Annotated in this window: 28 protein-coding genes; 8 read left to right on the plus strand and 20 right to left on the minus strand. The window is 52.7% G+C overall.

Going from position 1 to position 26,587, the window contains the following annotated elements:
• Positions 1–554: HNH endonuclease (locus tag RDV48_29950; protein ID MDQ7827058.1), on the plus strand; the 554-nt coding region annotated here is incomplete at its 5' end.
• A 53-nt stretch (positions 555–607) separates the two neighbouring features.
• Here RDV48_29950 and RDV48_29955 read toward each other — a convergent pair.
• Genes RDV48_29955 through RDV48_29965 form a run of 3 tightly spaced genes read right to left on the minus strand, consistent with a single transcriptional unit; the run spans position 608 to position 3,152 of the window.
• Positions 608–976: a hypothetical protein gene (locus tag RDV48_29955; GenBank protein ID MDQ7827059.1), complete on the minus strand. Its 369-nt coding sequence runs from the start codon at positions 974–976 to the stop codon at positions 608–610.
• A gap of 5 nt (positions 977–981) precedes the next feature.
• Positions 982–2,148, minus strand: coding sequence for a dipeptide epimerase (locus tag RDV48_29960; protein MDQ7827060.1), 1,167 nt, complete (start codon positions 2,146–2,148; stop codon positions 982–984).
• Positions 2,145–3,152, minus strand: a complete 1,008-nt coding sequence (locus tag RDV48_29965) for a hypothetical protein (protein ID MDQ7827061.1) — start codon at positions 3,150–3,152, stop codon at positions 2,145–2,147. The genes RDV48_29960 and RDV48_29965 overlap by 4 nt, the downstream gene beginning before the upstream one ends.
• Here RDV48_29965 and RDV48_29970 point away from each other — a divergent pair.
• Both RDV48_29970 and RDV48_29975 read left to right on the plus strand, forming a co-directional pair.
• Positions 3,151–3,273 carry a hypothetical protein gene (locus RDV48_29970; protein MDQ7827062.1) on the plus strand — a complete coding sequence of 41 codons (123 nt, stop codon included), beginning with the start codon at positions 3,151–3,153 and terminating at the stop codon, positions 3,271–3,273. The two genes, RDV48_29965 and RDV48_29970, sit on opposite strands and share 2 nt — an antisense overlap.
• Positions 3,274–3,339: 66 nt before the next feature.
• Complete coding sequence (locus tag RDV48_29975; protein ID MDQ7827063.1) at positions 3,340–4,491, plus strand: C39 family peptidase; 1,152 nt, start codon at positions 3,340–3,342, stop codon at positions 4,489–4,491.
• A gap of 9 nt (positions 4,492–4,500) precedes the next feature.
• Here RDV48_29975 and RDV48_29980 read toward each other — a convergent pair whose 3' ends face one another.
• From RDV48_29980 to RDV48_30000, 5 genes are all read right to left on the minus strand, one after another.
• Positions 4,501–4,734 (minus strand): hypothetical protein, encoded by a 234-nt coding sequence (locus RDV48_29980; protein MDQ7827064.1) that lies wholly within the window; start codon positions 4,732–4,734, stop codon positions 4,501–4,503.
• 78 nt (positions 4,735–4,812) lie between these two features.
• The gene (locus RDV48_29985; protein MDQ7827065.1) at positions 4,813–5,508 is read right to left on the minus strand and encodes a TrkA family potassium uptake protein; all 696 of its coding nucleotides are present in this window, start codon (positions 5,506–5,508) and stop codon (positions 4,813–4,815) included.
• On the minus strand, positions 5,505–6,878 hold the full coding sequence (locus tag RDV48_29990) for a potassium transporter TrkG (protein MDQ7827066.1): 1,374 nt from the start codon (positions 6,876–6,878) through the stop codon (positions 5,505–5,507). The genes RDV48_29985 and RDV48_29990 overlap by 4 nt, the downstream gene beginning before the upstream one ends.
• 258 nt (positions 6,879–7,136) lie before the next feature.
• A complete protein-coding gene (locus RDV48_29995; GenBank protein ID MDQ7827067.1) occupies positions 7,137–7,418 on the minus strand; it encodes a stage V sporulation protein S in 282 nt (93 codons plus the stop codon).
• A 358-nt stretch (positions 7,419–7,776) separates the two neighbouring features.
• A complete protein-coding gene (locus tag RDV48_30000) occupies positions 7,777–8,547 on the minus strand; it encodes a PRC-barrel domain-containing protein (protein ID MDQ7827068.1) in 771 nt (256 codons plus the stop codon).
• A gap of 427 nt (positions 8,548–8,974) precedes the next feature.
• Between RDV48_30000 and RDV48_30005 the strand changes: the two genes are divergently transcribed.
• Positions 8,975–9,154 carry a CsbD family protein gene (locus RDV48_30005; GenBank protein MDQ7827069.1) on the plus strand — a complete coding sequence of 60 codons (180 nt, stop codon included), beginning with the start codon at positions 8,975–8,977 and terminating at the stop codon, positions 9,152–9,154.
• Between the two features lie 166 nt (positions 9,155–9,320).
• On the opposite strand, the gene RDV48_30010 is transcribed toward RDV48_30005, so the two are convergent.
• Positions 9,321–11,606, minus strand: a complete 2,286-nt coding sequence (locus tag RDV48_30010; GenBank protein ID MDQ7827070.1) for a hypothetical protein — start codon at positions 11,604–11,606, stop codon at positions 9,321–9,323.
• 283 nt (positions 11,607–11,889) lie between these two features.
• On the opposite strand from RDV48_30010, the gene RDV48_30015 reads away from it, so the two are divergent.
• Positions 11,890–13,713 (plus strand): KUP/HAK/KT family potassium transporter, encoded by a 1,824-nt coding sequence (locus tag RDV48_30015; GenBank protein ID MDQ7827071.1) that lies wholly within the window; start codon positions 11,890–11,892, stop codon positions 13,711–13,713.
• A 9-nt stretch (positions 13,714–13,722) separates the two neighbouring features.
• On the opposite strand, the gene RDV48_30020 is transcribed toward RDV48_30015, so the two are convergent.
• From RDV48_30020 to RDV48_30040, 5 genes are all read right to left on the minus strand, one after another.
• Entirely contained in the window at positions 13,723–14,943 is a 1,221-nt protein-coding gene (locus tag RDV48_30020) for an ABC transporter permease (protein MDQ7827072.1), read from the minus strand.
• On the minus strand, positions 14,940–15,704 hold the full coding sequence (locus RDV48_30025; protein ID MDQ7827073.1) for an ABC transporter ATP-binding protein: 765 nt from the start codon (positions 15,702–15,704) through the stop codon (positions 14,940–14,942). Before RDV48_30025 ends, RDV48_30020 begins: the two co-directional genes overlap by 4 nt.
• A gap of 18 nt (positions 15,705–15,722) precedes the next feature.
• Positions 15,723–17,312, minus strand: a complete 1,590-nt coding sequence (locus tag RDV48_30030) for an efflux RND transporter periplasmic adaptor subunit (GenBank protein ID MDQ7827074.1) — start codon at positions 17,310–17,312, stop codon at positions 15,723–15,725.
• A 116-nt stretch (positions 17,313–17,428) separates the two neighbouring features.
• A complete protein-coding gene (locus RDV48_30035) occupies positions 17,429–17,902 on the minus strand; it encodes an ankyrin repeat domain-containing protein (protein MDQ7827075.1) in 474 nt (157 codons plus the stop codon).
• 118 nt (positions 17,903–18,020) lie between these two features.
• Positions 18,021–18,377: a YggT family protein gene (locus tag RDV48_30040; protein ID MDQ7827076.1), complete on the minus strand. Its 357-nt coding sequence runs from the start codon at positions 18,375–18,377 to the stop codon at positions 18,021–18,023.
• A 481-nt stretch (positions 18,378–18,858) separates the two neighbouring features.
• On the opposite strand from RDV48_30040, the gene RDV48_30045 reads away from it, so the two are divergent.
• Together RDV48_30045 and RDV48_30050 are read left to right on the plus strand one after the other, a co-directional pair.
• Positions 18,859–19,122, plus strand: a complete 264-nt coding sequence (locus RDV48_30045) for a type II toxin-antitoxin system prevent-host-death family antitoxin (protein ID MDQ7827077.1) — start codon at positions 18,859–18,861, stop codon at positions 19,120–19,122.
• Positions 19,101–19,565, plus strand: a complete 465-nt coding sequence (locus tag RDV48_30050; GenBank protein MDQ7827078.1) for a type II toxin-antitoxin system VapC family toxin — start codon at positions 19,101–19,103, stop codon at positions 19,563–19,565. The genes RDV48_30045 and RDV48_30050 overlap by 22 nt, the downstream gene beginning before the upstream one ends.
• Positions 19,566–19,608: 43 nt before the next feature.
• Here RDV48_30050 and RDV48_30055 read toward each other — a convergent pair whose 3' ends face one another.
• From RDV48_30055 to RDV48_30070, 4 genes are all read right to left on the minus strand, one after another.
• Positions 19,609–20,346, minus strand: coding sequence for a M48 family metalloprotease (locus RDV48_30055; GenBank protein MDQ7827079.1), 738 nt, complete (start codon positions 20,344–20,346; stop codon positions 19,609–19,611).
• A gap of 78 nt (positions 20,347–20,424) precedes the next feature.
• Positions 20,425–20,922 carry a hypothetical protein gene (locus RDV48_30060; GenBank protein MDQ7827080.1) on the minus strand — a complete coding sequence of 166 codons (498 nt, stop codon included), beginning with the start codon at positions 20,920–20,922 and terminating at the stop codon, positions 20,425–20,427.
• Positions 20,923–21,294: 372 nt separating this feature from the next.
• The gene (locus tag RDV48_30065; protein MDQ7827081.1) at positions 21,295–22,323 is read right to left on the minus strand and encodes a hypothetical protein; all 1,029 of its coding nucleotides are present in this window, start codon (positions 22,321–22,323) and stop codon (positions 21,295–21,297) included.
• A 292-nt stretch (positions 22,324–22,615) separates the two neighbouring features.
• A complete protein-coding gene (locus tag RDV48_30070; protein MDQ7827082.1) occupies positions 22,616–23,386 on the minus strand; it encodes a PRC-barrel domain-containing protein in 771 nt (256 codons plus the stop codon).
• A 260-nt stretch (positions 23,387–23,646) separates the two neighbouring features.
• On the opposite strand from RDV48_30070, the gene RDV48_30075 reads away from it, so the two are divergent.
• Positions 23,647–23,877, plus strand: coding sequence for a hypothetical protein (locus tag RDV48_30075; protein MDQ7827083.1), 231 nt, complete (start codon positions 23,647–23,649; stop codon positions 23,875–23,877).
• Between the two features lie 118 nt (positions 23,878–23,995).
• Here RDV48_30075 and RDV48_30080 read toward each other — a convergent pair whose 3' ends face one another.
• Both RDV48_30080 and RDV48_30085 read right to left on the minus strand, forming a co-directional pair.
• A complete protein-coding gene (locus tag RDV48_30080; protein ID MDQ7827084.1) occupies positions 23,996–24,766 on the minus strand; it encodes a PRC-barrel domain-containing protein in 771 nt (256 codons plus the stop codon).
• 132 nt (positions 24,767–24,898) lie between these two features.
• On the minus strand, positions 24,899–26,563 hold the full coding sequence (locus RDV48_30085) for an FAD-dependent oxidoreductase (protein MDQ7827085.1): 1,665 nt from the start codon (positions 26,561–26,563) through the stop codon (positions 24,899–24,901).
• Positions 26,564–26,587 lie beyond the last annotated feature (24 nt).

Genomic DNA, 26,587 nt, shown 5'->3' on the forward strand with positions numbered 1-26,587 from the left:
AGAGCCCCGAGGAGACCTTCCTGGTGGATATCCTCTCAAGCGGCAGTTTGTCAATATCAGGGAGAGGCACTATGACAATCAAGTTCTTCCTCCCCCGGGAGCTTGAAGAAGTCTGGAACCTGGCGGCCCATGCCTTTCTCGGCCGTCTTGCCCCGGCGGAAGGCGCCGAAAGCCTCATCAACCCGGAAGAGAAATTTCTTGCCGCCCTTCTTGCTGATTACCTGACCACCGAAGGGCATTTCCACAGAGCATCACATCACCATAAAATCCTGAAGCGCGACCGGTTCCGCTGCCAGGCCCCCGGCTGCCGATGCCGCAGAAACCTCCACATCCATCATATCATCAGGCGCTCCCAGGGGGGCACCGATGACCCCTGGAACCTCATCACCCTCTGCGAGGCCTGCCATCTCCACCTGCTCCACGGCCTGCGGACTCTCACCGTGAGGGGCAGGGCGCCCTTTGACCTCATCTTCACCTTCGGCTCTCTCTCGGAAGGCACCCCTTTCCTGGTCTATGAAAAGGGTCTCCTGACGCGGGTTCCGGCGATTCCATGAGGTGCCGCCCGAGAGCGTGTGGAGGTAGATGGCAAGAGGTCTGTCCCCGGTTTTCAGCGAGCTTTTTCTTCGCCTGCGTATGCCATGGAGATGATACCCTTTGAGGCCTCTGACTCTGCGTAAAACCTGTCGCCATCCTGGCCGATTACCAGCAGACCTTCTCCCATGCCCATCAGGTCCAGGGCTTCGGCCCATTCCGCCTCCCTGAAGCCTTTGTCACCCGAAAGGACCAGGCAGCGCTCCGAAGGTTCGAAGCTGCATCTGCCCCCTGCCAGAGACTTTTCGAAAAGCTCTTCAATGCCGTGGCAGATTCGGGAATGCAGTTTCTGCGGCTTCTTCACCGCTTCATGAAGGAAACGATTGCGGAACTCCCGCTTTACAAAGCGGTCCGCAAATTTTTCAAAGGTCTCTCTGTGCTTCATCGGGCTCACCTTTTCAGTGCAGCTGCTCCCGTCTCTGTCACCCCTATTCCCGGGAGGTCCTGAAGCACTACCCTGCCGTCCTTGATTGCTGTTCCTTTGAAGGGGTCGTTGGAGATGAGAAGGGCCCCGTCGAGGTCGGCCCAGTCCACGGCCGGCGAAAGCTGCGAGGCTGCCGAGATGGCGCAGGAAGTCTCCGTCATGCATCCCAGCATGACCTTGAGGCCCATAGCCCTCGCCGCGTCGAGCATCTTGCGGGCCTCCCTCATGCCGGTGCTTTTCATCAGCTTGATGTTGATCCCTGAATAGACTCCTTTCGCCTTGTAGACGTCGGGAAGCCTCTGCACGCCCTCGTCGCCGATTATGGGGAGGGGGCTCCGCTCCGTGAGCCAGGCGAGGTCCTCGACCTGCTCTTTGGGCATGGGCTGCTCCACGAAGACGCAGTTCTTTTCCTTGAGCCAGCGGCACATCTCCAGCGCCACATTTCTGTCCTTCCATCCCTGGTTCACATCGGCGCAGAGAGGCACCGGCGTCACCGAGCGGATTGTCTCGATCATCTGCCTGTCGGTGTCTCTCCCGAGCTTGACTTTCAGTATTTTGAACTGAGAGGCCTCCCGCGTCTTCTGGCGCACCACCTCGGGAGTGTCAATCCCGATGGTGAAAGAGGTATACGGCGCATGGAGGGCGCTGTAGCCCCATATCCTGTAAAAGGGCTGTCCCATGAGCTTTCCCACCAGATCATGAAGGGCTATGTCCACGGAGGCTTTTGCCGCGGTATTCCTGGGCGCCAGCTCATCTACCCGGGAAAGGATGTCCTCGAGCTCAAAGGGATCTTTGAACTGCCTGAGATCCACTTTCCGGAGGAACTCCGCCACCGACTGGTGAGACTCCCCAAGGTAAGGCGGCATCGACGCCTCTCCGTATCCCACATGGCCTTCATACTCTATCTCGGTGAGCATGACGGGTGTGGAGGTGCGGGCACTTGTGGAGAGCACGAAGGCATGCTTGAGCTCTATAGTGTAAGGGCGGAATGAGAGCTTCATGGCGCCTGCCGGCCCCGGCACAGTCACCTTGCTTCCCGCCCAGACAATTCTTGCCGGGCCCCCTCCTCCTGCGAGGCAGAGCCCCGCCGTGAATGCAGCGGTCCTGATAAAATCTCTCCGTGTTGATTTCATTGGTTTTCCCCCTCCTCAACCATCTTCCTCACAAGCTGCAGCATCGATCGCTGGTAAATCCTGCTGTCCTCGTTCTGCACCCGGCTCTTGTTCATGTGCTGGGCCTCCACGTTCACGTACCTTATCCCCTTGCTCCCGCAATACACTGAAAGAGAGCCGTCATCGCCCTCCCGGCCTTCTTCAGTGGCGGCCATGAGGAGCACGTTGAATCTCCCGTCTTTGCGGAGATACTGGAAATCCTCGAAGCGGTTCACAAGGATGAGGTTGTCGCAGCGGGCGGGATCGCCTTCGTGGAGGCAGGGGCTCCCCTCTCTTCTCTCCACCTCTTTCTCGCAGGGGCCTCCTGCCTTATACCAGAGAAAGCTGAACGACTCCAGGTCCCCGGGAGCCGTCGGGCTGTTGTTATGGACGGCCACTATCGTCACAGGGGAGGGGCTTTTCTTCTCAATGCCAAGCGCGGCAATGATTTTCTCTGCGGCACTTTTTACCGCCCGTGTCACCTGGGCAGGAACAGCTTCCTTGTTTTTCCTCTCCCCCGCTTTCATCCACCGGTGGCTCTCATGGACCAGCAGCTCTCCTGCAACCCCTCTCGGTGTGTAGATCCTGTTGGGATCAATTGCATACCACCGGCCTTTCCAGGAAAAATAAAGGTATCTCCCGGCGGGGCTGTTCTGGGGGATTTTATCCCGCGCCATGGCTTTCTCAATATCTGAGAGATTTGAGGGCCTGAGCACATAGAGGGCGGCACTGTCCCAGTCTTTCACCAGGTCCCCTGCCGCAGAGGCCCCGTTCTTCTCGTTGGGGTGGGGCACGAAAAAGATGCAGCGGGGCGACCTGGTGTTCCCCCGGGCTTCAAGGACAAAACGGCAGTCAAGAAGAGGGATTTCCCGGGTGATGCACCCCTGGGGATTCTGTGATTTCGATGAGTTCTGCAGCGGCAGGGAGGCCGCTGAACCCGCGAAGGCCATGCAGAGAAGGAGAAGAATCATCAGTGGAGTTCGCATGGTAAGATCTTTTCCCCCTGAGCAGGTTTATCCTTTTGCCATGGAGGGGAGGGGAACCGGGAAGAGTATCCATCCTGAGAAGGAGGCTTTCTCCCGGGAGAGAACTTACCATGATGTGTAAAAAAGGGGGGAGCACGGACTGACAGTTCCATCGACATTTTATAAAATCAAGGAGGCTTGAAATCATATGAGACGATCTTTTCTGTGTTTCTTTATTCTTATGGCTCTCGCCACGACATTCGCGGCGGCTTCCGAGCACCCCGATCCTCTCTGGCGCCCATGGATGGGACCTGGTGACTCCCTGGTGCTTCTTCAGGGGCCATCGGCTTTCAAGGAAGGCACCTTTGAGGGGACCCGCCTGCTGGGGGCTGCGGTGAAGCTCACCGCTCCCTCATGGAAGGATAAGGGATACTATATGTCGCCGGTCATCAGACTGCCGCGGCAGGCGCTCTGGGTGATTCCCTCCTGGAATATCAAATGCTCGGGCAATGAGGGATGGCTTGTGGAAGTGAGAGTGAGGAGCGGTGAAGGGGAGCTTTCCCCGTGGCTCCTCATGGGAAGCGGGGGCTCCGCCGCGCCGGTGATCGCTGCATCGGAGAAGGGCTCGCAGGCAGGGCCGAAGGACAAGGCAGGGCCGAAAGGCCAGGAGGCACCATGCTCCTGGGCAAAAGCCGATATTGACAACATAAAGCTCACAAAGCCCGTCAAGGAGGTTCAATACAGGGTGACGCTCATGGGGAAGGAGAGCTCCCCTGCCCTGACGCTCTTTGCCCTTGCCTTCAGGATTAACCCTCCCGTCCCTGACAGCGAGCTTGCGCACTACCTGGAGGCTGACTTGAAGCCTCTCCAGGTGCCTTACCGCTCTCAGCATGATGAAGAAAAGGACCTTTCCTCGAGAGTATGCTGTCCCACCAGCACCGCCATGGTGCTCCAGTACCTGGGCGTCAACCGCCCCACGTCAGAGATTGCCTCGCTGCTCTACAACAAGCAGCACGATATCTACGGCACCTGGTGGATGCCTCCCCAGGCCGCCTGCCAGCTCGGGCTCCGGGGATGGGTGCAGATCTTCTCCACATGGGAGGAAGTCCAGAAGGTCATTGCCCAGGGGCAGCCCATTATCGCGAGCATCTCTTACGGTGAGGGCGAACTCAGGAATGCGCCGGCATCTTCATCGAAGGGGCACCTCACGGTAGTCACGGGGTTTGACGGGGAAGGCCGAGTGCTGGTGAACGACCCTGCCGGCAAGGATGCCTCAGGCCAGCCCATGGCGTACGACAGGAAAGAATTCGGCAAGGCCTGGTTCCTCCATGGCGGCGTGGGGATCATACTGAAAAAGTAGGGGGAGCCTCTAGCTGCTCTGCTCTTTTGCCCACTGGATGATCCTGGCTATCCTGTTTTTCATATGCTCCTGCATCTTCCGGATCTTCTCTTCTTTGAATTCAGCGCTTCTTGCGATTTTCATAAGCCTGTTCTTTTCCTGTTTCTCCCTGGCCAGGACTTTCTTCACACGCCTGTCCACCTCTTCCCGCAATGATTCGTCAATGCCTTCATATCCATCATCATGGTCACTGCCTTCAAGCATAAATCACTCCTGAGGTTATTCTCCTTATTACTGTGTCATCTTTCCGGGCATGAGAGTCTGCCGGGCTGGTAATGAGCTTTACGGGGCGCCCTGGGGGGCCTCACCTCCACCGGCGCCGGCCTGCAGGAGGCCTATGTCCTTTTCATGGCCGATGATCGTGAGCATATCGCCCTGTTCTATGATGTGCTCCGCTCCGGGGAGGAACTGGCAGCCCTGTTCCCCCTTTTTCTTCACCGCGATGACGAAGATCCTGAATTTTTTCCGGACTTCAGCACCGGCGAGTGATTTCCCGTGAAAGGCCGGGGGAGCGGCAATTTCCGCCGCGAGGTACCCCTCAGAGAAGGGGATGAAGTCGATGCTGTGGGGGTTCAGTATCTTCACCGCCAGTCGCTCGGCCGTCTCCTTCTCCGGGAAAATGATGTGCGTTGCCCCCACGGAGCGGAGAATCTCGGCATGGTCCCTGCTGAGCGCCTTGGCCCTGATAGTCTTGATGCCGAGCTGCTTCAAATGAAGGGTGCACAGTATGCTCGACTCCATCCGCTCGCCGATGCACACCACCGCCTCGTCGAAGTCGCTTGATACCACTGACGCGAGGGCCTGGTGGTCCCTTGCATCGATACAGAGCGCCCTCTGCACCGTCTCTGACAGGGCGTTCACGCAGTCGATGTCTTTGTCAATGGCCAGCACCTCGCAGTAAGGGGCCATCGAAACCGCGAGGCTCTCGCCGAATTTTCCCAGGCCTACAATGCATATTGCCTTGCGTTCCACCTTCATCCTATCATAACCCTCCCTTCAGGATACTGGATCTTGGGGGATTCCCTCGTGAACATCCACAGCACGATGGTGATGGGGCCCAGCCGCCCCACAAGCATGGAAAGCATGATCCAGAGCTTGCCGGCCACGCTCAGCTTCGGCGTGAGACCCGTGGAGAGCCCCACAGTGGCATAGGCGGACACCTGCTCGAAAATCACATGCTGCATCTGCCCGTCTATGACTCCCGATTCCGTGGTAAGGAGCAGCACCATGCCCGCAAGGTTCCATACAATGGCAATCCCTATCAGCATGGCCGCTCTGCGGGTGATATCGCCGGGGATGTGCCTGCCGAAGATGCGCGCCCAGTTTCTCCCGTGGAGAAGCGCCCATAACTGCGAGATCATGATGGTGAATGTCGTGGTCTTGATGCCCCCGCAGCATGATCCCGGCGAGCCGCCGATGAACATGAGAATGAGCATGACCATCAGGGACGGAAGGGAGAGCTTTCCAAGGTCCACTGTGTTGAAGCCCGCCGTCCTGGCCGAGACTGACTGGAAGAGCGCCCCGCTCACGACATGGTCCCAGCTTTTTTCCGCGGGGGTGAGGCCGAAAAGCACCAGGAGGCCTGCGCCGCCTATCACAAGCACTGCGCTGGTGCTTACCACCACGCGGGTATGAAGGGTAAATGGGCTCGGGCCGGTCTGCTTTTTCCCTCTTTCGCGGCAGAAGACCTTCCAGAGGTCCAGGAGCACGGGGTCACCTATTCCCCCGAGGATGATGAGCACCATGAGGGTCGCCGTGAAAACGTGGTTGTCCCGGAGCCCCATGAGGTTGTCGCTGTAAATCGAGAACCCGGCATTGCAGAAGGCAGACACGGAATGGAAGATCGAAGAGTAGAGGGCATGGAGAGGCTCATGGGCGGGGAGCAGGCCCAGAAACAGGACTGCCGCTCCCAGCAGCTCTATGGCCACCATGATCCTGGCGAGCCTCCAGAATATCTCACTGAACTCGCTTGCAAAGTCATGCTGCAGCAGTGAGTCGTAAAGAGCGGCCTGGGCGTTGAGGGAGAGGCGCTTTTTTACGAGCTTGAAGGCTATGGCGGCATAGGACATGAGGCCGATGCCTCCGAGCTGGATCAGGGCCAGTATGATGAGCTGCCCGGCCAGGGTATAGTCCCTGGCCGTGTCCACCACTGCGAGGCCTGTGACGCAGACGGCTGAAGTGGAGGTAAAGAGGGCGTCAAGCAGGCTCACCCGCCCGGGCTGGTGCGAGAAGGGAAGCCACAGCAGGAGCCCCCCGGCCACGAGGGTCAGGACGAAGCCGCCAATCACCTTGGCGCTGGCCGATTGCAGTATCAGCAGTTCCCTTATCTTCTTTGCGAGCGCCCTCATAGGCTCCCTCCCTTATCTACGCCTCCGCGCTTCCCGCCGCATGAAAATAATTATTAAGTATACATGAAAATGACCGCAAAATCCTCTGTTGAAAAAATATGCATAACTTTGCGCTTTGAGCGTTATTCATGGCATGGAAGAGGCGTAGTGGTGGTGCTCACCATCACCGTTTCTTCAGGGACTCTCAGGAAGTCCTCGATGAAGCTTCCGCCAATGCCACGGTATGCAGAAAAGAAACCGGGGAAAGAAAGAAGGGGTTTATCCCGCATGCTCACGCTTATGCCGGGGCTCAACGATAAAGCGTATCGCTGTTCTCACTTCTCCATTGATGTCAATTTCTTTGAACGCCGGGATACATACGAGATCGATCCCGCTGGGCGCCACAAAGCCCCTGGCGATGGCAATGGCTTTTATCGCCTGGTTAATGGCGCCCGCGCCCACGGCCTGCATCTCGGCGCTGCCTTTCTCTCTTATCACGCCGGCCAGGGCTCCTGCCACAGAATTGGAGTTCGACATGGATGCTACTTTCAGAATCTCCATCAATCACCGCTCTTTCCGGGAAAAGTAAAGTAGAAGGTTGGTGCAACAGTCTCTTCAGATTCTTAAAGAGAGGAAACCGGTGTTTTCCCCCACCTGCAAGAATTGTATCAGAAATCTCCCCGGATGTCCAGAAGACGCCTTGATTAATTGTTCTATGGAGACTCTATTCGCCGAGAACGAGCTCTATGAGAGCGGGTGCAGAATAAAGGGGGCTGCTCCGTCACGACCCGGAACACTCCCTGCGGGGTGAAAGGCCTTTACACGGAAACATTTGCCCCCAGCCTGAGAGGCTTTGAGATAAAAATGGGCTGACAGTCGAGCACGTCACGCACGCAGGAAAGCCTTTCTCGCATCTTCTTCAATGGGAATGCACCTTGGCATCCGGTTCATCGACCCAGTATCCCTGGCGATTATAATGCCGATGCAGCCTGGTCTCATAATCCCTCGTGGGCAGAGATTCCTCCGTGTATTCCGGTGACTGCCTGATAGTTTCGCGGGGAAGATTGATGAAGACTGCCGACTTGCTCCAGCTGATGCGCTCGATCCATTGCGGTGAGACCAGGACCTTTTTCCCCGGCCACCAGTCCTGTGTGGCGATCAGAAGATAACGAATCGCCCACGCCTCGTCATCGATGATAAAATCTTCGACGTGGCCAATCTCGCCGTCTGTAGCCTGAATATGATGGCCGCTCACATCATGAGTGCTGCGCAGATGGGGATCCCACATTTCCTTAGCCTGCATGGATTCTTTCCATTGTTTACTGTCACGCACAATATAGGGATATGTTCCCCACATGTAAGGGCCGCCAAAATACACCGGCCACCCATAATACCCGTAGTAGCTCTCTTCGAATTGTCGCGAGACGGGCTTGTCACTGTCCAGAGGCGGACTGTCCTCAATCTGCTTTTTAGTCAAATCGATGCCGATGTGGTGCTCTTCTTTAATCACGGAGAGCAGCGCATACGGGGAGATCAGCACCTGCCTGCCTGTAAGCCAGTTTCCTGTGTCGGCGATCAGATAACGAATCGCCCAGTACTGGTCATCGAAGTAGAATTCTTTGACCTTCCCTATTTCGCCATCGAGGCCGTCCAGCTTGTAACCCTTGAGTGTCTTGGCTTTGATAAGCATTGTTTTCGTCCTCTCATTCTTTGAGTTTCATTGATTTCGCTCAAGTCTGTTTTATAAAGTCCACCCCGTGAGGCCCCTTCCAGATTCCTGTTTCATGGCTTGCCTCCTCCCCGGCGGCAATGGGGCATCTGCTCCTTACTTTATTATATCTTTTCATTTCACAGATTTATATGAGAAATAGTCTAAATTTGCAGAAAGAGGCCCAATTAAGAAATCATGCCCAGGCTCCCGGGAAGCCCCGGGTCGATGAAGTGGCTTCCTGCACTTCATTTTTAAATTAGACTTATTCCCATATGAACAAGGATAATAAAAAGGTATAATCAAGACAGGAAGTATAGAATGTTGGAAGCCATGAAGGCTTAAGACGCTGAGCTCACCGGGCGACTCACAAAGACGAGCAGCGCAAAGAAAGGGAAGGAGGAATACCATGAAATCAAGCACAAAGGACAATGTAGAAGGAACTTATCACGAACTGAAGGGCAAGGTCAAAGAGGCCGCCGGAAGGATCACCGATAATCACAAGTTGGAAGCCGAAGGTGCTGGCGAAGAGCTGGCCGGCAAAGTTCAGAAAAAGATCGGTGAGGTCAAAAAGGTCCTGGGCAAGTAACAAGAAGGGAGAAAATCACATGGATACCACAACTATTCTTATCATCGTCGTGGTGATCTTATTGTTCGGCGGGGGCGGCGGTTACTATTGGTATGGCCGACGGTAAGGGACAAATTGGAAACACTCCTTTGATAAATTGAAGGAATGGTTTCATATGGCTGCTGGATCACGGGATGAGCTTCTGGAAGAATTTCCAGATGCCGCCGGGGTTGACAGTTAATCTCGGCCCCGTGGTCTGCGGCTTGAATACAGGATCCTTCACCGTTCCCCCGATGAGGACATAGTACGTCATCTCCACGTTGGCCGGCGCAATGCCTGCCCTAAGTCCGGGGGGCCTGTCAAGGTCCAGGCGGCCGTTTATGGCCTGTGAGGTGCCGCTTACTTTCAGGGTGCCATCCCCCATATCCTTGCCCTTGTAGACAAGCTGAAGGACCCTTCCCTCGAAATGGAATTCAGGCTTTTTCAGCTCCCCCATGATATCGAGCCCGCCGCTCAGCCTTCCCTGCAGATCCGGGGCCTTGCCACCGGCCATGTCGATGAGTGCCTGGAGCGAAGCCTCTTCAATCCTGCCATTGAGAGCACATGTCTGTTTTTCAATGTTGATGGCTCCTTCAAGAAGGATTGGACTGGTGCCGGTGAATATACTGAGGGCGGAAATGAGGAGAATGCCTTTTTTCTGCTCTCCATCGAGGCTGATTCGGGGAAGCTTCTTTTTCGCCCAGTAGAGGTTTTCGCTCTCCAGGCTGAAGAACAGGCTCTTCTCATTCCCCTGGATGATTGTGGCTTTCAGATAGCCCACGCCGGAGAGGTTATCTTCTCTTATTTTAAAGGTGCTCAGGTTTTTCAGATTGAAGGAAGGAATTTTTACCGTGTAATGCATTGATTCAGCGGAGCACTTTCCGCTTATCGTGGCATTGCTGTCGAATATAATGCAGTTCCCGGTGAAGGCCAGGCCATCATGCGCTTCGAAGGCGAAATGCGGAGCCACCAGCAGAAACTCCTCCATTTTTCCCGTCTTTGAAGAGAGGGAGCCTGTAAGGCTCTCCCCGTTTTCCTTGAGGCGGAGCTCCGGCTCCATCAAGGTAAGGGTGGCGAAGGATACCTGCCGCAGTGAGAAGGTCATCTCCCGGGATCTCTTTCCCATCTTTCCCGTGAAAAGAATCTTCCCCAGCAGGGTGTGAAGAGTCTTACCCCTGAACTCCAGAGGGGCACCTCCCTTCTGGGATAAGGTAATGCTCATCTCTTTCCATCCCCCCTTGAGGGCATCGGTGAGGCTCCCCTTTCTGTCGGCTCGCAGGAGGGAGGCGATCAGCTTTCCGGCCTTGACATTTCCCTTCACCCCTTCAGGCTCCGGGAGCTCCGCCTGAAAATCCGCTTTTCCCTTCTTTGACGATATGAAGCCCGTAAGGCTCTCCCCCTTTTTCCTGAGGTGAAGCTCCGGCTCCATGAAGGTAAGGGAGGCGTAGGATATACGCTCCGCTGAAGATGCCATCTCCCAGGTGCCCTTTCCCATCCTTCCCTGGAAAAAAACCTTCCCCAGAAGGGTGTGGAGAGCCTCACCCCTGAGCTCCAGAGGGGCTTCTCCCTTCCGGGAGAAGGCAATGCTCATCTCATTCCATTCACCCATGAGGGCATCGGTGAGGCTCCATTTTTTGTCGGCGGGAAAGAGGGAGGCGATCAGCTTTCCGGCCTTGACATTTCCCTTCACCACTTGAGGCTCCAGGAACTCTGCCTGAAGATCCGCTTTTCCCTTGAAATGGGGAAGGTCTTTCAGAGCTTTATCACCGAAGACATCCGCAATCTCCACATTCTGCCCCCGGAGCTTCATGAGGGGCTTCCCCGATACGGGTCCCTTTCCCTGGAGGCCCCATTTTTCCTGGAGGTCTGACGATGTTCCCTTGAGATCACATTCCCACTGGGGATATCTCAGCTTCAGGGTACCCCGGATTTTCTTGAACTGGCGCGGCGATATGAGGGGAAATCCTGAGAGCTCAAGGGTTCCTGATTTGATGCTTGTTGATGGCAGTAATCTCATCAATTTGTCCAGTCGTTTCTGTAACCATTGAAGAGTATCGGGGGTAAGATGCAGCGTGGGGTCGCCAAGCTCGGCGGCGGTGAGGCTCTTCTCATACTTTCCCCTCATGATTTTCCAGGGACTGAACGAGGCTATGATGAGCGGAGCAGTGAGCATCTCACGACGCCGCTTGAGTGCGTCGGGAGTATAGATGATGACATTTGTAAGGATCAGCCTTCCGCCCGGGCTTATGGAGACCTTTTCCACATTCACCGGACATTCAATGGCACGTGAGATTACCGCAGATACGAATTGAGGATCCTGCAGGGTCTTGAGCCACGATTTGACTATGAAGATCGTACAGGCAAATGCCAGGACTGCCAGAATAAGCAGAAAGACAATCACATGTCTTTTCCTGGGAGAAAATTTCTTTTTCATTCCTTCGCCATCCCATTCAACTGGCCTGCTGCTCCCGGGGCAGATCATGATAATCTCTCCCTGGCTTCCTGATCCCATAATAGCAGACTTATCAGCAAATAAATATCAGTAAAACTCTTAATTCTTATAATCAAGATCTCTTACATGAATCAAAAGAGAGGCCCTCCTCTGCTTCCCTCACCCCCGGCCCGGCACCCATGCGGGGCGTACAAAAGAAGCCGGCCCTGTCCCTGGCAGCCGCTGCCTGAATTATTCCGTGGGACCCTTATGCTATAATATAATCATGCGCACCAGGCTCTGGATAAATTTTTGTGAGATAACGAAGCCTCTCGGCATCGTCTTCGGCGATATCGGGACAAGCCCCATATATACCCTCACTGCCGTGTTTCTCGTGATGAAGCCTACCGAGGAGAATATCATAGGGGTCATTTCGCTTATCATCTGGTCTCTCATCATCGTGGTGCATGGGCAGTATGCCTGGCTTGCAATGAATCTCAGCATACGGGGCGAAGGAGGAACCATCATTCTCCAGCAGCTGCTCACGCCCCTGGTGAAATCAAAGACGCAGATAAGCATTGTGCTCTTTCTCTCCTTCATAGCCCTTTCCTTTCTTATCGGCGATGGGGTGATCACCCCTGCCATCACCATATTGAGCGCGGTGGAGGGCCTCGTGCTCATCCCGGTACTGGCGGGTATCTCCATATCACACCTCCTTGTCATTGCCGTCATCATCACGATACTGTTATTCACTTTTCAACGCAGGGGTATCGAGCGGTTATCGACGCTCTTCAGCCCTTTGATGCTTGTGTGGTTCATTGTGCTCGCGCTGTCGGGAATGGTCTCCCTCTTTCACTGCCCCCGGATCCTCAACGCATTAAACCCCTTCAGCGCCTTTCATTTCTTCATTGCTAACAAATTGCTCGGGTTCCTTGCCCTCTCGGAAGTGATACTCGCCCTCACCGGAGGCGAAGCCCTTTATGCCGATATGGGCCACATGGGAAAGAACAGCATTAAAAAGGCCTGGTATTTTGTCTTCGCCTGCCTTGTCCTGAATTATCTGGGCCAGGGTGCCCACTTGATGCTTCATCCCGGTACAAAATTAGCGCTTTTTGAGATGGTCCTTCAAGAGTCCGGAATACTCTATATTCCCTTCCTCATCCTTACCGTATGTGCCACAATTATCGCATCGCAGTCGATGATCAGCGCCATATTTTCAATTGTCTATCAGGCGATAAACACTCATATCATACCCCGTCTCAAGGTAACCCATACCTCCCATAAGCTCCTCTCGCAGATTTATATCGGCTTTGCAAACTGGTTTCTCTTTGCATGCGTCATCCTGATGCTTTTCACTTTCAAGCAGTCAAGCAGGATGGCGGTGGCTTACGGCCTTGCAGTGAATGTGACCATGACTATGACCGCGCTGATGCTCACCTGGATTTACCATCAGAGAAAGGATCGAATGCTGGAGTTCTTTTCTCTTCTCGCTGCCTGTGTCGATCTTTTATTCCTCTATACCACCATTCACAAAATTCCCTATGGCGGCTACTGGTCTATCATCATTGCCATGATGCCCCTCCTGGTGATTCTCATTTTCAGGGCGGGGCGGCATAAGCTCCATCAGGCATTACACCCCCTGGGGCTGAAAAAATTCCTCACCTTATATGAGGAGTTCTATCAGAGCGGGTGCAGGATAAAGGGGACTGCGGTATTCCTGCTCATGGACAGCAGGAAGATATCACCCTATATGGCAAACGTGATGTTCCAGCACAAAATCATCTATGAGAACAACATTATTCTCTCAGTAAAAACCCAAAGCATACCCTATGGGGTGAAAGGCCATTACACGGAAACATTTGCCCCCAGCCTGAGAGGCTTTGAGATAAAAATGGGCTATATGGAGATAGTTGATATTGAAGGGATGCTGCAGAGCCAGGGCATCGCTATCGGCGAGAATGTGATATTCTATGGCATTGAAGATATTGTGACCGATAATCCCCTGTGGAAGGTCTTTGCCTTCATCAAGACCAACTCCCCCTCCTTCGTGCAGTTTTATGACTTCCCGTCGAAGAAGCTTCTTGGCGTCATCACCAGCGTGGAATTATAAGAATCCCGCTCATTCATGGCGCAGCGCATCGATAGGATTGAGCTTGGAGGCGCTGAAGGCGGGATAGAAGCCGAAAAAGACTCCCACTGCTGCCGAAAAGAGAAAGGACAGCATTACGGACTGCACCGTAATCAGCGTGTTCCAGTGGGCAAAGTACGCTATTCCTTTCGAAAGCCCCACTCCCAGAAGAATGCCTATCAATCCCCCCAGCAGTGAAAGGATGACGGACTCGGTGAGAAACTGCATGAGAATGTCCTTCCCCCTCGCGCCCATGGCCAGCCTGATGCCAATCTCCCTGATCCGCTCCGTCACCGACACGAGCATGATATTCATGATCCCGATGCCTCCCACAAGGAGGGAGACACAGGCGATGGCACTCAAAAAGATGGTGAATATGGCAGTGGTCTTTGAGGCCGTTTCCGCAATGTCTGCCTGGGAGCGGATGGAAAAGTTGTTTTCCTCGTTGTTCAGCAGTTTATGCCGCTGCCGGAGAAGCCCCGTGATCTCTTCGACGGCCTGCGCCTGCTGGACCCTGTCTTCTGAAACTGCTGAGCACATAATCTGGTTAAGATAGGTGACGTTCGAGATCCTTTCCATTGCAGTGGTATAGGGTATAAGCAGGCAGTCATCCTGATCGCCCCCCATGCCTGACCCTTTGGGGGAGAGTATTCCTATCACGCGGAAAGGCACATTCTTGATTCTCACCATCTCTCCCAGGGGGTCCCCGCTCCCGAAAAGGTTGTCGGCGACGGTCTTTCCCAGCAGGCAGACTTTGGCGCTTGAGGCCACATCCTGGCTGGTGAAGAAGTTCCCGCTGGAGCAGGGCCAGTTCCGTATCATTTCGTAATCCTCGTTTATCCCGTAGCACGTGGTGCTCAGGTTCTGATTGCCATAGACTGCCTGCACCATCTTTCGCACCAGGGGCGAGGTGTATGCAATGGAGGGGCACTCCCGTGCAATAGCTTTGAAGTCTTCAACAGTAAGGGTCTGGGAATCCATTCCGCCCTGGCGGACGCCTCCCACTGCCATCTGGCCCGGCATGATCATCAGCGCGTTGGTGCCAAGGGAGTTGATGCTGGATGACACCGAGGCCGATACTCCCTGCCCTATGCTCAGCATGGAGATGACTGAAGCCACACCGATGATGATTCCCAGCATGGTGAGGGCGGTGCGCATCTTGCTGCTGTTCAGGGCTTTCAGGGCTATCCTCAGGGTGGCCAGGAAGCTCATGCAATCTCCTCCTCGTCGGGCATTTCTTTCAGCATGGCTCCGGCATCGAGGCGGTGCTCCACAAGATGATCCTCTTTGAGCCTCCCGTCGCGGAAGACGACAAGCCTTCCCGCATGAGAGGATATCTCGTCGCTGTGTGTCACCAGGACTACGGTGATAGCTAAACTGGAATTAAGATCCTGGAATATCTTGATTATCTCGAGACTTGTGCGGGTGTCGAGATTCCCTGTGGGCTCATCGGCAAGGATAATGGAGGGCTTATTGACAAGGGATCTTGCGATGGCGACACGCTGCTGCTGGCCGCCGGAGAGCTGGTGAGTCATATGATGAGAGCGCCCATGGAGTCCCACGGAATCGAGAGCTTCCATCGCCATGGCATTCTTCTCTTTTGCTGAATAAGAGATATCCCTGTTGTAATAAAGGGGAAGCTCAACATTTTCAAGAGCCGTGGTATTAGAGAGAAGATTGAAGCCCTGGAAGACGAAGCCTATCTTCTTGTTGCGCATGCCTGCCTGCTGATCGCTCGAGAGGCCTGACACATCGGTCCCCTCAATGAGATAGTGTCCCTTGGTGGGGGGATCAAGGCATCCCAGGATGTTCATGAAAGTGGATTTTCCTGAGCCCGAGGGGCCCATCACGGCAACGAACTCTCCCTCGAAGATCGACAGGGAAACGCCGCGAAGGGCTTGAACCGTGACCTCTCCAAGGAAATAGGTTTTCTCCAGGTCTCGCACTTCAATGACTTTTTTCAACGCCTGCATCACATTATCGCTTTCATGCTATCTCCCGATGCGGGGCATACCCGGTATGCCGCCACTTCCACCGGCGGCTCCCGCGGCAGTCTTTGGCTTTCCTGAATCAGTGCCTGTAATGACCATGTCTCCTTCCTTGAGGGAGCCCTTTTTCATCTCGGTGAACAGTCCGTCGGTTATCCCGGCAACCACTTTTTCAGGGCGCACCTTCTCGTCGCTTCCATACACCCAGACAGTGAGGAAGGCATCAGCGCCGCCTTTTGAGCCCGCTCCCGCTTTGCCACTTCCCGCTCTGCTGCTTCCCGCTTTTGGGGCCTTCTTGTTTCCGTAATTGGCAGGAAAAGGGAAATCTGCCACTGCATCAGGACGAAAACGGATTACCCCGTTGGGCACTCTGATGCAGTCAACCCTCGTTTCAGAAATGATCATGACATTGGCAGTCATGCCGGGCATGAGCTTCAAGTCGGGATTGGGGGCCGAAATGATCACCTGGTATTTCACCACCCCCTGGTCCATGCTGGATGCTTTGCGGATCTGCCTGACGGTACCGCTGAATTTCACTGACTGGAAGGCATCGACGGTGAATGTGGACTTCATGCCCTGGCTCAGTTTCCCGATATCAGCCTCGTCAACGTTGGCATATACCTCCATCTCACGAAGATTCCTCGCAAGGGTAAAGAGCTTCGGCGCCGAAAAGGAAGCGGCCACCGTCTGCCCTATATCGACATTGCGTGAGACCACCACACCATCCATGGGAGAATAGATATTGGTATAACTGAGATTGATCATTGCTCCCTTGAGCCTGCTGGTGGCAGTCTGTATCTGCCCCGCGCTCTGCTTACCCTGGGCCTCCACTGCTCTGGCAAGCGCCTTCTGTGACTCCTGTGCGATTACGGACGATTCATAGTTTGCCATTGCCCCGGCAACCTGCATCTGTCCTGCTCTTACCGCAGACGAGGCCTGCCCGAAAGCGGCCTTAGCCACATCAACACTTGCCAGGGAAACCTTGTACTTTGTATCGGCCGCGTCCATATCGGTATGGGAGATAAAATCCTGCTTCATAAGCTCCTCGGAGCGCCTGAACTCAGCGAGGTCATTCGCAAGCTGCGCTTCTGCCTTGGTCAGGCCGGCTTTCGATGATGCTTCATTGCTCTGGGCGCCGACAAGATTTGCCCTGCTCACCTCTACCTGCGCCTCGGAGCTTTTCGACGAAGACTGGGCCTCTCTCACCTTGGACAAGGCGTTTTGATACTGCGCCAGGTAATTTATGCCTGTGGCACGGGCACTCTCGAGATTTGCAACGGCTTCATCAGCCTGGGCATTGTAGATCTGGGGATCAATCTGGGCAAGCAGCTGCCCTTTTTTCACCGGTGAATTGAAATCCACATAGAGCCTGGTCACCTTTCCCGAGACCTGGCAGCCTATATCCACGGAGATGACCGCATTTACCGTTCCCGTCGTGTTCACCACAGATTCAATGGTGCCCTTGTCAATTTTTGATGTCACGAAGTGCAGCTTTTTTTTCGCCGTCAGCAGAGTGCCCGCGACAATCCCTGCCACTGCGAGCACTATAATGGTAAGTATGAGCCACTTGAATCGTATTATTTTCTTCCCCATAGATCTCACCTTGCTTTGAGGGCAAGGAGGAAGCACCAGGCCTGTGACCTGGCGCTTCTCCCCTCATAACTGTTGACAGAAATTGACTCAGCTTATATGGCTGATATCACCGCCAGTTATTCCTTCGCGCCATAGCTGCGCAGATACTCGGCGACTTCATTCCCGGCACTGTCATTGCGCTTTTCAGCCCATGTGAGAGCTCTCGCGCCCTTGTTGTCCTTAATGTTGTAATTTGCGCCTTTGGAGACAAGAAACTTCACCATTTCCAGGTTGCCGTTCTTTGCCGCAAATATTATCGGCGTCTTGCCTTCAGGATTCTGCGCATCAAGATTGGCATCTTTGGAGACGATCATCTCGACTGTGGACATTTTCGCATAGTCAACCGCACGCATCAGCTGTGTCCAGCCTATATCGTCTTTTACATCAACTAATTCCGGCTCACTCGTTAATAATGTGTCTACCTTCGCGGCATCCCCATGGTTCACCGCAATAATGTAAGCCCTTACATGCATATCGGCTACCGCATTCGCCACACCGGCCATAAAGAACATACACCCAACAATCGCCAGTACTACAATTAACGTCTTCATAATCATTACCTCCTGTTTTATTTCAAACCACGTTTCTCTCGGGACAGTTCCATCTGCCCTCTCAGTTCCATACTGCTCTGCTTCACCTCCTCATGGCTCTCCGTTGTTGTTTCGGTGGTTACCTCTCTGCTCTGCTTAATTTAGCCGCAGCTTCCGGCGTAGACACGGTCTTGCTCATCACAAGAAGCTTGATAACAGCCCAGGCAACAAGCCAGTAAACGAACATGGCCAGAAGCGTGGTCCATTCAAAAATACTTCCTTCCACCTGCATGATTTTAAACACGCTGTTGAACGGAGCGACAAAGAGATATGTTATACCATAAATAAATCGGGTAAACCCGGCCTCCGGGTTGGCGGCAAGCAGCTTTAAAGCGAACCGGAACACCAGGAGCGCTTCCATGAGGCCAAGCACGTACCATACAATTTGAGTGCCGCGGAATAACGGTTTACTGGTAGGAGAGCTGTAAGAGTCCATTGGTATCACTTCCTTATCTTTATTGATGACGATGCTTTGCCTACAGTACCTTACTGAAAACCTCCTTTCTTACTCTCCCGGACCGCAGGCGGAACTTTCACCAGACGATCCGGCGCGACATCTCCAAGCTCCTCCCGCACCCCCTTTAATAATCCGCAGCAAAAGTACATGCGGAACATGCCATTCCATACTGCTTAGTAACAGGCGAGACACTCGGGGGGCAAAATGGCGGGTCATCACGGAGCGATGACTGCATTTTGATTGGAGAGGGTTATCTGTCTCCTACCCTTATTATACCTCTCCAGTGACGCGGTTCATATAAGAAGAAGTCTAGTCTTTGTGAAGGTGCTTCCCGGGACCTCCGGGCCTGCGGGAACCACTCATGCTTTCTGGAAGACTCACCGCTCCTGGTTTTTTCCGCTCTTGACCTTCCGCTACGAAATAGCTATAATGAGAACAGATAGGTACTTGAGGTGAGAAGATGCGGAAAATGACGGCAAAAGAGCTCAAGAATAAAACGGGTGAAGCAATGAGAATCGTGCGGGATGGGGGGAAAGTATTGATCACGGTAAGGGGGAAGCCCCAGGCTATGATGATCCCTGCGTCATCAGAGGCATCTGAGGGTGAGAAGACAATAAGGGATTACAAGGAAGCCATGGAAGATATAGAAAACACTCTTTCTCAGACACACCCGCGTTTTGACAGCTGGCAGGAGGCGGTAGAGTGGTCGCGGCGAACCGTTTAGTATTCATTGACAGTAATGTCTTTTTCATTGATCTACGCTATAGAAGGGACAGGCTCTTCCCTGTCAACAGGGCTTTTCTGGATCTTGTGCGGGATAATAGATGCGGCGTCACAAGCATAATAAATATTCTTGAAGTGTGCGGTGTCCTCTCATTCAACCTGAACCCGCAGCAGCTCAGGGAGCTCTTTCACTACCTGCCCGATAAATACCACCTTCAGATTATTCCTCAGGCGGCCAGTGAGCATATCCTCCCACGGCTCCCCTTGGAGAGAGTTCTGAAACATATAGAGAAGAAAATGAGTTTCGGAGATGCCCTTGCTGCATCTATTGCGGAAGACTTTTTCCCCGGTATTACAAGTTTTGTTACATGGGATGCAGAACATTTCAGGGACAAGATAGCCAACAGGGTGCTCACTCCGGAAGAGTACATTCAAGACCGCTGAGATATTTTTCAATTATCTCTTATTTCATGGCATCGGCGTTCCATCAGTAGCCCAGTTTTCTGCATTCTTCCTCTATTGCCTTGATGCGCTCCTCGTCGAGAGGATGAGAGCCCACAAGGGAATTGACAAAGCCGGGGAGCTCTCCGCCGCCCTGTTTCTTGAGCTTTCTCATAAAGGTGACGCCGGCATTGGGATCCCATTCCGGCCCATAAACCATATACACACAAGAGACCAGGTCGGCCTCAAATTCATCTTCCCTGCTGTATTTGCTGTTCACAATGAGACTGAGGATCTGCGCGGCAGTCTGATTCTGCTGAGACACCTGGCCCTTGCTGAGAAGAATCAGGATGGTTGAAATTCCCATATTGGTAGTCATCTGCCGGTCAACCTGCTGCAAGGCATGCTTTTTTGCCACGTGGGCCATCTCATGGCCTAAAACAAAGGCAAGCTCATGATCATCGACCACCGGAAGGAGCCCCCTGGTCACGTAGATAAACCCGCCGGGAAGGGAAATGGCGTTGAGTTCCTGGGTGTTCAGGATCTTGAAGGTAAACCTCAGGTTTCTCCGCTCGTTGACAGGGAGAAGGTAAGAGCCTATCCTGTTTATCCGCTCATACTGGGTCGGATCGCTCCACACGCCGTATTGAGCCTCCAGCTTGCTGGCGGCTGCCTGCCCTATGCTTATCTCCTGGCTTTCAGAGACGTCTGCCCTGCAGGGAGCTGCGGCCCCTGAAAGCAGCAGAATCATCACCAATACCAGGATTTTCAATGAATGCTTCATTGTCATAACCTCCTTAACGCCTCTTTCAGCAAAGAGGAAAGAAGGGAGGAGCTGAACCCTCCCTTCTTTCATGCATGGTTAAGGGTTCTTGACTGAATCTACAGGGTAAGTGCCCTCAAGTTTAGCTTTTGCTATCTTTGTAGTGCCCGGTGTTTTCAAAACGATCTCTGCCTGAAGGGTAAATTCGTTTGACAGGACATCGATATTCTTGGAGTCGCCGGGGGTGCGATCCCGCGACACTGTCTCTCCCGGCTTTATCACATCGATGTTTGACCATTTCTGCAGCTCGTCCCAGGCGCCCGTTTTCGCATTTTTGACGCGAAGATAGATCACAAGGTTATCCTTCATTTTGGTTGCCGCCACGGTCCCGGTGTTCTTGACTCTGACTCTGAAATTGATATCCTTTCCTGTTGCATTCTTTCTGATCACGATATCCTGCAGCTCAAGCACGCCCCCTTTTGCCGCCGCCGATAAGAGCGCCCCGCTGTTATCCTGTGCAGCGGAAACCGTCTTTGTCGCCTGGAAGGCTACCGCGAGAATCAGGATAGCTAATGCGATAAGTAACACTTTTTTCACGTAAATAATCCTCCTTTTAATTCAGTCTTTCATGCCTGATATGAACCGTATCTCAGCCTTCGTTCCTCACCTCCTCTTTCTGCTCCTCTAGAATCTATATCTAGCAGAGAAAGCAATATAGTATCATTTGCTTCTCAAGCGGGCGCGACAGTCTTTTCAGCGCTCCGCATTGAAGCCAGAATGGTTCCCTTTCTATAATACCAAATCAACCTCCCGATTCTCTATAAGAAAAAGTCTAGTTTTTAAAGACCGGGGCGGAAATATTTTGAGGGCACAGGGGGGAGGAATCCATCCTCAACCCCCGTGCCCTCACATGGACACCTTCATTTTTGCGCGGCACACCTATTGATTCTTCTGCCAGCGCTGCTGCTGCTATCGGCTCGATTGCTGATCACGCTTCTGTCCCCACCAGTCGCCATTCTGATAGCGGTTTGGCACGGTCATCTCCGTGGTAGTAGTTCCTGAGTCGATATTTCTCATTGTCTGATTGAAAGAAGACCCGTCGGGGGCAACTTTCTTGGTGCCCATTCTCAAGCCGTTGTCAGTAATCCTTGCTTGAAACTGCGTGTTATAATCTCCGGTCTTCACTGACATGGTGAGATTCGATCCGTTCAGCCTGCCTGTCAGCCTTGACCTGACGACACTGCCCGCGTCATTGCGGTACCGGGTATGGCCGGTAAGCAAAGAGCCGTTCTGGTTGAGGAACCAGATCTCCCTGTTCACGCCGCCATTGTCATAAAAGAGCAGTATGTCCCAGGCTCCCGTGAGATCCAGGTCCTTATTGTAACTGTATGACTGCGGGTAATTCTCATAAGACTGAGACGCCTGAAAATTCGTCTGATAATTTGTTGGATACTGATACTGCGTTGAATTCGACTGATACTCATAAGGCTCGTCCATGGTTGCGGGATTCGTCTGCTTCTGACCCCACCACTGGCCATTCATATTGAGCCAGCGATCCTGCCTGTCACTATATTTGTAGGAACGATCTGCGTTGATATTTATCAGGGTCTGCTTGAAAGAAGTCCCGTTGGGGGAAGTGCTCTCGGTGCCCATCGTGGCGCCATTGTCTCCGATCCGGGCCTTGAACTCGGTGACGTAATCCTGTCCTGTTTTAATAGTCATGGTAAGGTATGATCCGTTTATAAGCCCTGTCATTCTGTTCCTTATAAAATCACCCCGGTCCGTGAGGTACCGGCTGTGGCCGGTAATCGTGTTGCCTTCCTGGGTGAGGTACCAGATCTCCCTGTCCACTCCGCCGTCATTGTAAAAGAGAAGAATGTCCCAGGCCCCCGAGAGATTCATCGTTGCGGCGGCAGCAGGCGCTATCTTTGCCACCTGAAAGGCCGAAGCGAGAATCAGAATTGCGAATGCGATAATTATCAGCTTTTTCATATTCATTGTAATAGTACTCCTTTTCATATAGACCTTATTGCGTGCGTGAATCGAACCTCAGCCTTTGTCCTTATACCTCCTCTCTTACTTGTCTGGACTGCAGACTGATCCCTTGATTGGTTATCTTTGACATCATCTGGAAAGAGTATGATGGGCCCTCAAAAAACATTGCCGGCGCTTTGATTGAGAGGGATGTCTGTCTCCTGCTCTTATTATAGCGCTTTATTGCTGCGGTTCATATAAGAAAAAGTCCAGTCTTTGGGGGAAGGAGCGGGGTGGCTTTTTCGATCATCGCGCTTCAAGGGGTATGCACCCTGGCAGCCGGTTCCTCGACCCAGTATCCCTGGCGATTGTAATATCCATGAAGCATTGTCTCATAATCTCGAGTGATCAGAGACTCCTCCGTATATTCCGGGGAGTGCTTGATGAACTCGCGGGGAAGATCGACAAATACTTTCGACTCGTTCCAACTGATGCTCTCGATCCATCGTGGTGAAAGCAGGACTTTTTTCCCGGGCCACCAGTTCAGTGTATCGATGATGAGATAACGAATCGCCCATGTCTCGTCGTCGATGATAAAATCCTGGACATGGCCAATCTCGCCGTCTGCGGCCTGGATATGATGACCACTCACATCGTGAGTGCTGCGCAAATTGGGATCCCAGCTTTGCTCAGCCTGGTTGGATGCATTCCTTTTTTCACAGTCACGCATAATGTGGGGATAAGGTCCCCACATGTAGGGGCCGTCAAAATATGTCGGCCATTGATAATACCCATAGTAGGACTCCTCGAATTGCCGTGAGACGGGCCTGTCACTGTTCAATGATGGACTGTCCTCAATCTGCTTCCTGGTCAAATCGATGCTGATATGTTGTTTTTCTTTATTCACGGCGCCCAGGGCATACGGGGAGATCAACACCTGCCTGCCCGTAAGCCAGTTTCCTGTGTCGGCGACCAGATAGCGAATCGCCCAGTACTGATCATCAAAGTAGAATTCCTTGACCTTGCCTATTTCCCCGTCGAGGCTTTCCAATTTGTAACCCTTCAGCGTTTTGGCTTTGTTGAGCATATGAGTAGTCCTTTCATCATGATGTTGATTGCCGATGTCCCAAGATGCGGCGGTGCATCCCTGTCCCAGGGATTATAGCGCCATTCAACCCGAACAGACAGTGAGGACTATCGTAAAAAGAAGAAGAAGCACTCCTGTAATCTTGACCAGATGCGGCACTTTTGACATTTTTATCTCCTTTGCAAGTAAGCCCTGCGGGGTATATCCTCCCGGGAGGATATACCCCGATATCACGCTCTGCTATTTTCCCGGTGTTCCCGGTGCTCCAGGCGCTCCGGGCGCTCCAGGCGCTCCAGGCGCTCCAGGCGCTCCGGGTGCTCCAGGCGCTCCTTTATGCGATGCTCCAGGCGCTCCTTGTGCTCCAGACGCTCCAGGTGCTCCAGGTGCTCCAGGTGCTCCTCTCTCCGATGCTCCGGGTGCTCCAGGTGCTCCAGGCGCTCCAGGCGCTCCAGGTGCTGGAGGTGATGACTGGTAGCAGCCATTCAACGTAAAAACCGCTAAAAATGCCAGAACTATTAATAAAACCACTAATTTCTTCATATGCTCTTACCTCGTTCCTTTCAGATGAGACTTCGCGTGCACGTCAAAACAAGGTGAGACACGGGTGCTTTAATGGGCAGTCACCTTGACAGGCTCCTCGACCCAGTATCCCTGGCGATTGTAATGCCCAAAAAGTTTTGTCTCATAATCCCGGGTCAGCAGAAACTCCTCTGTGTATTCCGGTGACTGCTTGACGGTATCGCGGGAAAGATTGACGAAGACTTTCTTGTCGTCCCAACCGACGCGCTCGATCCATTGCGGTGAAACCAGGACCTTTTTCAACGGCAGCCAGTTATGGGTATTGATGAGGAGATAACGAATCGCCCATGTCTCGTCGTCGATGATAAAATCCTCAACGTAGCCGATCTCGCCGTCTACGGCCTGGATGTGATAGCCTGTCACCTCGTGAGTGTTTCGCAGATGCGGATCCCATGCGGTCTCACCCTCGGTGTATTCCTTCAATTTTTCACGGTCACGCACAATGCGGGGATAGGCTCCCCACATGTATTGGCCGCTCCAATATTTCGGCCATCCGAAATACCCGTAGTAGGACTCCTCGAATTGCCGCGAGAGTGGCTTGTCACTGGTCAATGATGGGCTGTCCTCCATCTGCTTTTTGGTCAAATCGATGGTGATGTGCTGCTTTTCTGCAATCACCGCGCCCAGTGCATAGGGGGATATCAACACCTTCCTTCCCGCAAGCCAGTCTGCGGTGTCGGCAATCAGATAGCGAATCGCCCAGTGATGGTCATCGAAGTAGAATTCTTTTATTCTCCCTATTTCTTCCCCCCCGATACAGTCCAATTTGAAACCCTTCAGTGTTTCTGCTCTGTGTAGCATAGTAATACTCCTTTCATTCTTTGAGAAATGGAACAGATACCTCCTTTCCTTATTATAGCCTCCTATTTTTCAGATTCATATAAGAAAAAGTCTGGAAGTATGAATCGCCAGGTATTCTGCCAGAAAATTTTATCAGTCTTTAGAGCGAAAATGCCTGAGGGAAGACAAAATGAGAGATAAAATAAGAGACAATGCAATAGAATCGATAACCTGGGGTGCTTTCATTGAATACAGGATATCGTCAATTTTGGATAAACCTTTAATCCACAGGGGTTGATACTGGTCTATCACTTCAACCCTGTCGTCAATCGCTTTCGCCGCTCTTCTGCCGCTTTCCACGGCGCCTTCAATACTCCATACCTGAGCTTGAGTCCTGGTGTGGGCTCCGGCGAGAAACAGATTTGAAACCGGCGTTTTCTGGGCGGGTAAATATGCCTGGGTATCGGTGGAATTCACCCATTTCGGTTGAAGAGGTCTTATTCCTTCACTGGAAAATTTCCACTCATGCCACACTTCTATTTTGATAATTGAAAATTCTCTCAACCCTTTTCCATTATTCGCTTCCTTCACTAATTCATCAAGCGCGCCGCAGCTGAAAATCTGGGCTTTCACTTCTTCGATGAATTCTTCTTTCGTGCACCTGCTTACCGGCTTATGGTAAATCTTTCCCGGAACGCTGCCAATACAGGAGGTGCCTGTCCAGAGAGATTTAATGTTTTTCCCTAAATCCACTTCTTTGTCCCACACCTGTTCTTCGGCAAAAAGGGTCAGATTGAATTCGGAATCACTCACCACTACGGCAGTCCTCTCACGAGGGAACTTAATTTCTTCGGAAAATGCCACTCTGAAAGAGACTTGAGTGTGAGGGCCACCCCGAATAAGGGGCTTGAACAGCTTTAATTCTTCCAGCCTCTCAAGCGCAGGGGTCTCACTTAAAATATCTGCCGTCATGAAAGGATTGAGAGCGAGAATATACCTGTCGGCCTGAATTTTTTCTTCTCCACAGAAAGCGGAGACAATGGCGGTTCCATCAAACTCCAGTTTTGTGAGAGCTTTCCTCCAGAAGAATTTTACGCCTTTTTCCTTAAGGTATTTCACCCATGGGTCAAACCAGTATTCACTGCTGGGGCCTTTAAGTAACAGCCAGCCATCTCCGGCGCCCTGCTTCCACGCGGGGCCATCCTGATCAGCCTTGTGGCGGTGTGCAGGCTTTGTGATCAGCTGTTTTCTGAAAAATTCACCGGCAGTCTGCAGTGAGACTTTTGACCAATCCGAGCCAATCCACGGGCCGAAACAAGAACGCCAGGCTTTATAGGCTTTATCTTTCAGTAAAGGCTCCCAGGCTTCGGCGGCATTAAGCTTATCATATTCTATTTTACTTCGATTATTGGAAGTCCACGTTTTAAGCATCAGGTAAGACCATTTCATGAATTCCCACGTGTTCATCCTGAACATTTTAGGAATGCCTTTCAGTCCTTCATTATAAAACTCAGCTTTATCGGCATCGGGGAAAATTCCAAAATCAACGGGCCGTGAGAGGGCTGAATCATAGATGCTCCCTTTTTCATTAAAAGGAATATGCCGCATTAAATCAAAAGCATTATGATACCAAGGTCCCATGCCGTGCCAGGAATACTCCGAAGGCATATTGTCCTGACTGAGCCGGGAGCTTCTGAAGAATCCGCCCGGCTGATCGGTGGCTTCATACACTGAAACACCATATCCTGAGTGAACTAATTCATGGGCAGCGGTCAATCCCGCTATACCGGCTCCAAAAATCACTACTTGACAAGACATTGGCACCTCCCATGCTCTCGGTCT

The sequence above is a fragment of the Candidatus Eremiobacterota bacterium genome (assembly GCA_031082125.1).
In the GTDB taxonomy this organism is placed as follows: domain Bacteria; phylum Vulcanimicrobiota; class CADAWZ01; order CADAWZ01; family Ess09-12; genus Ess09-12.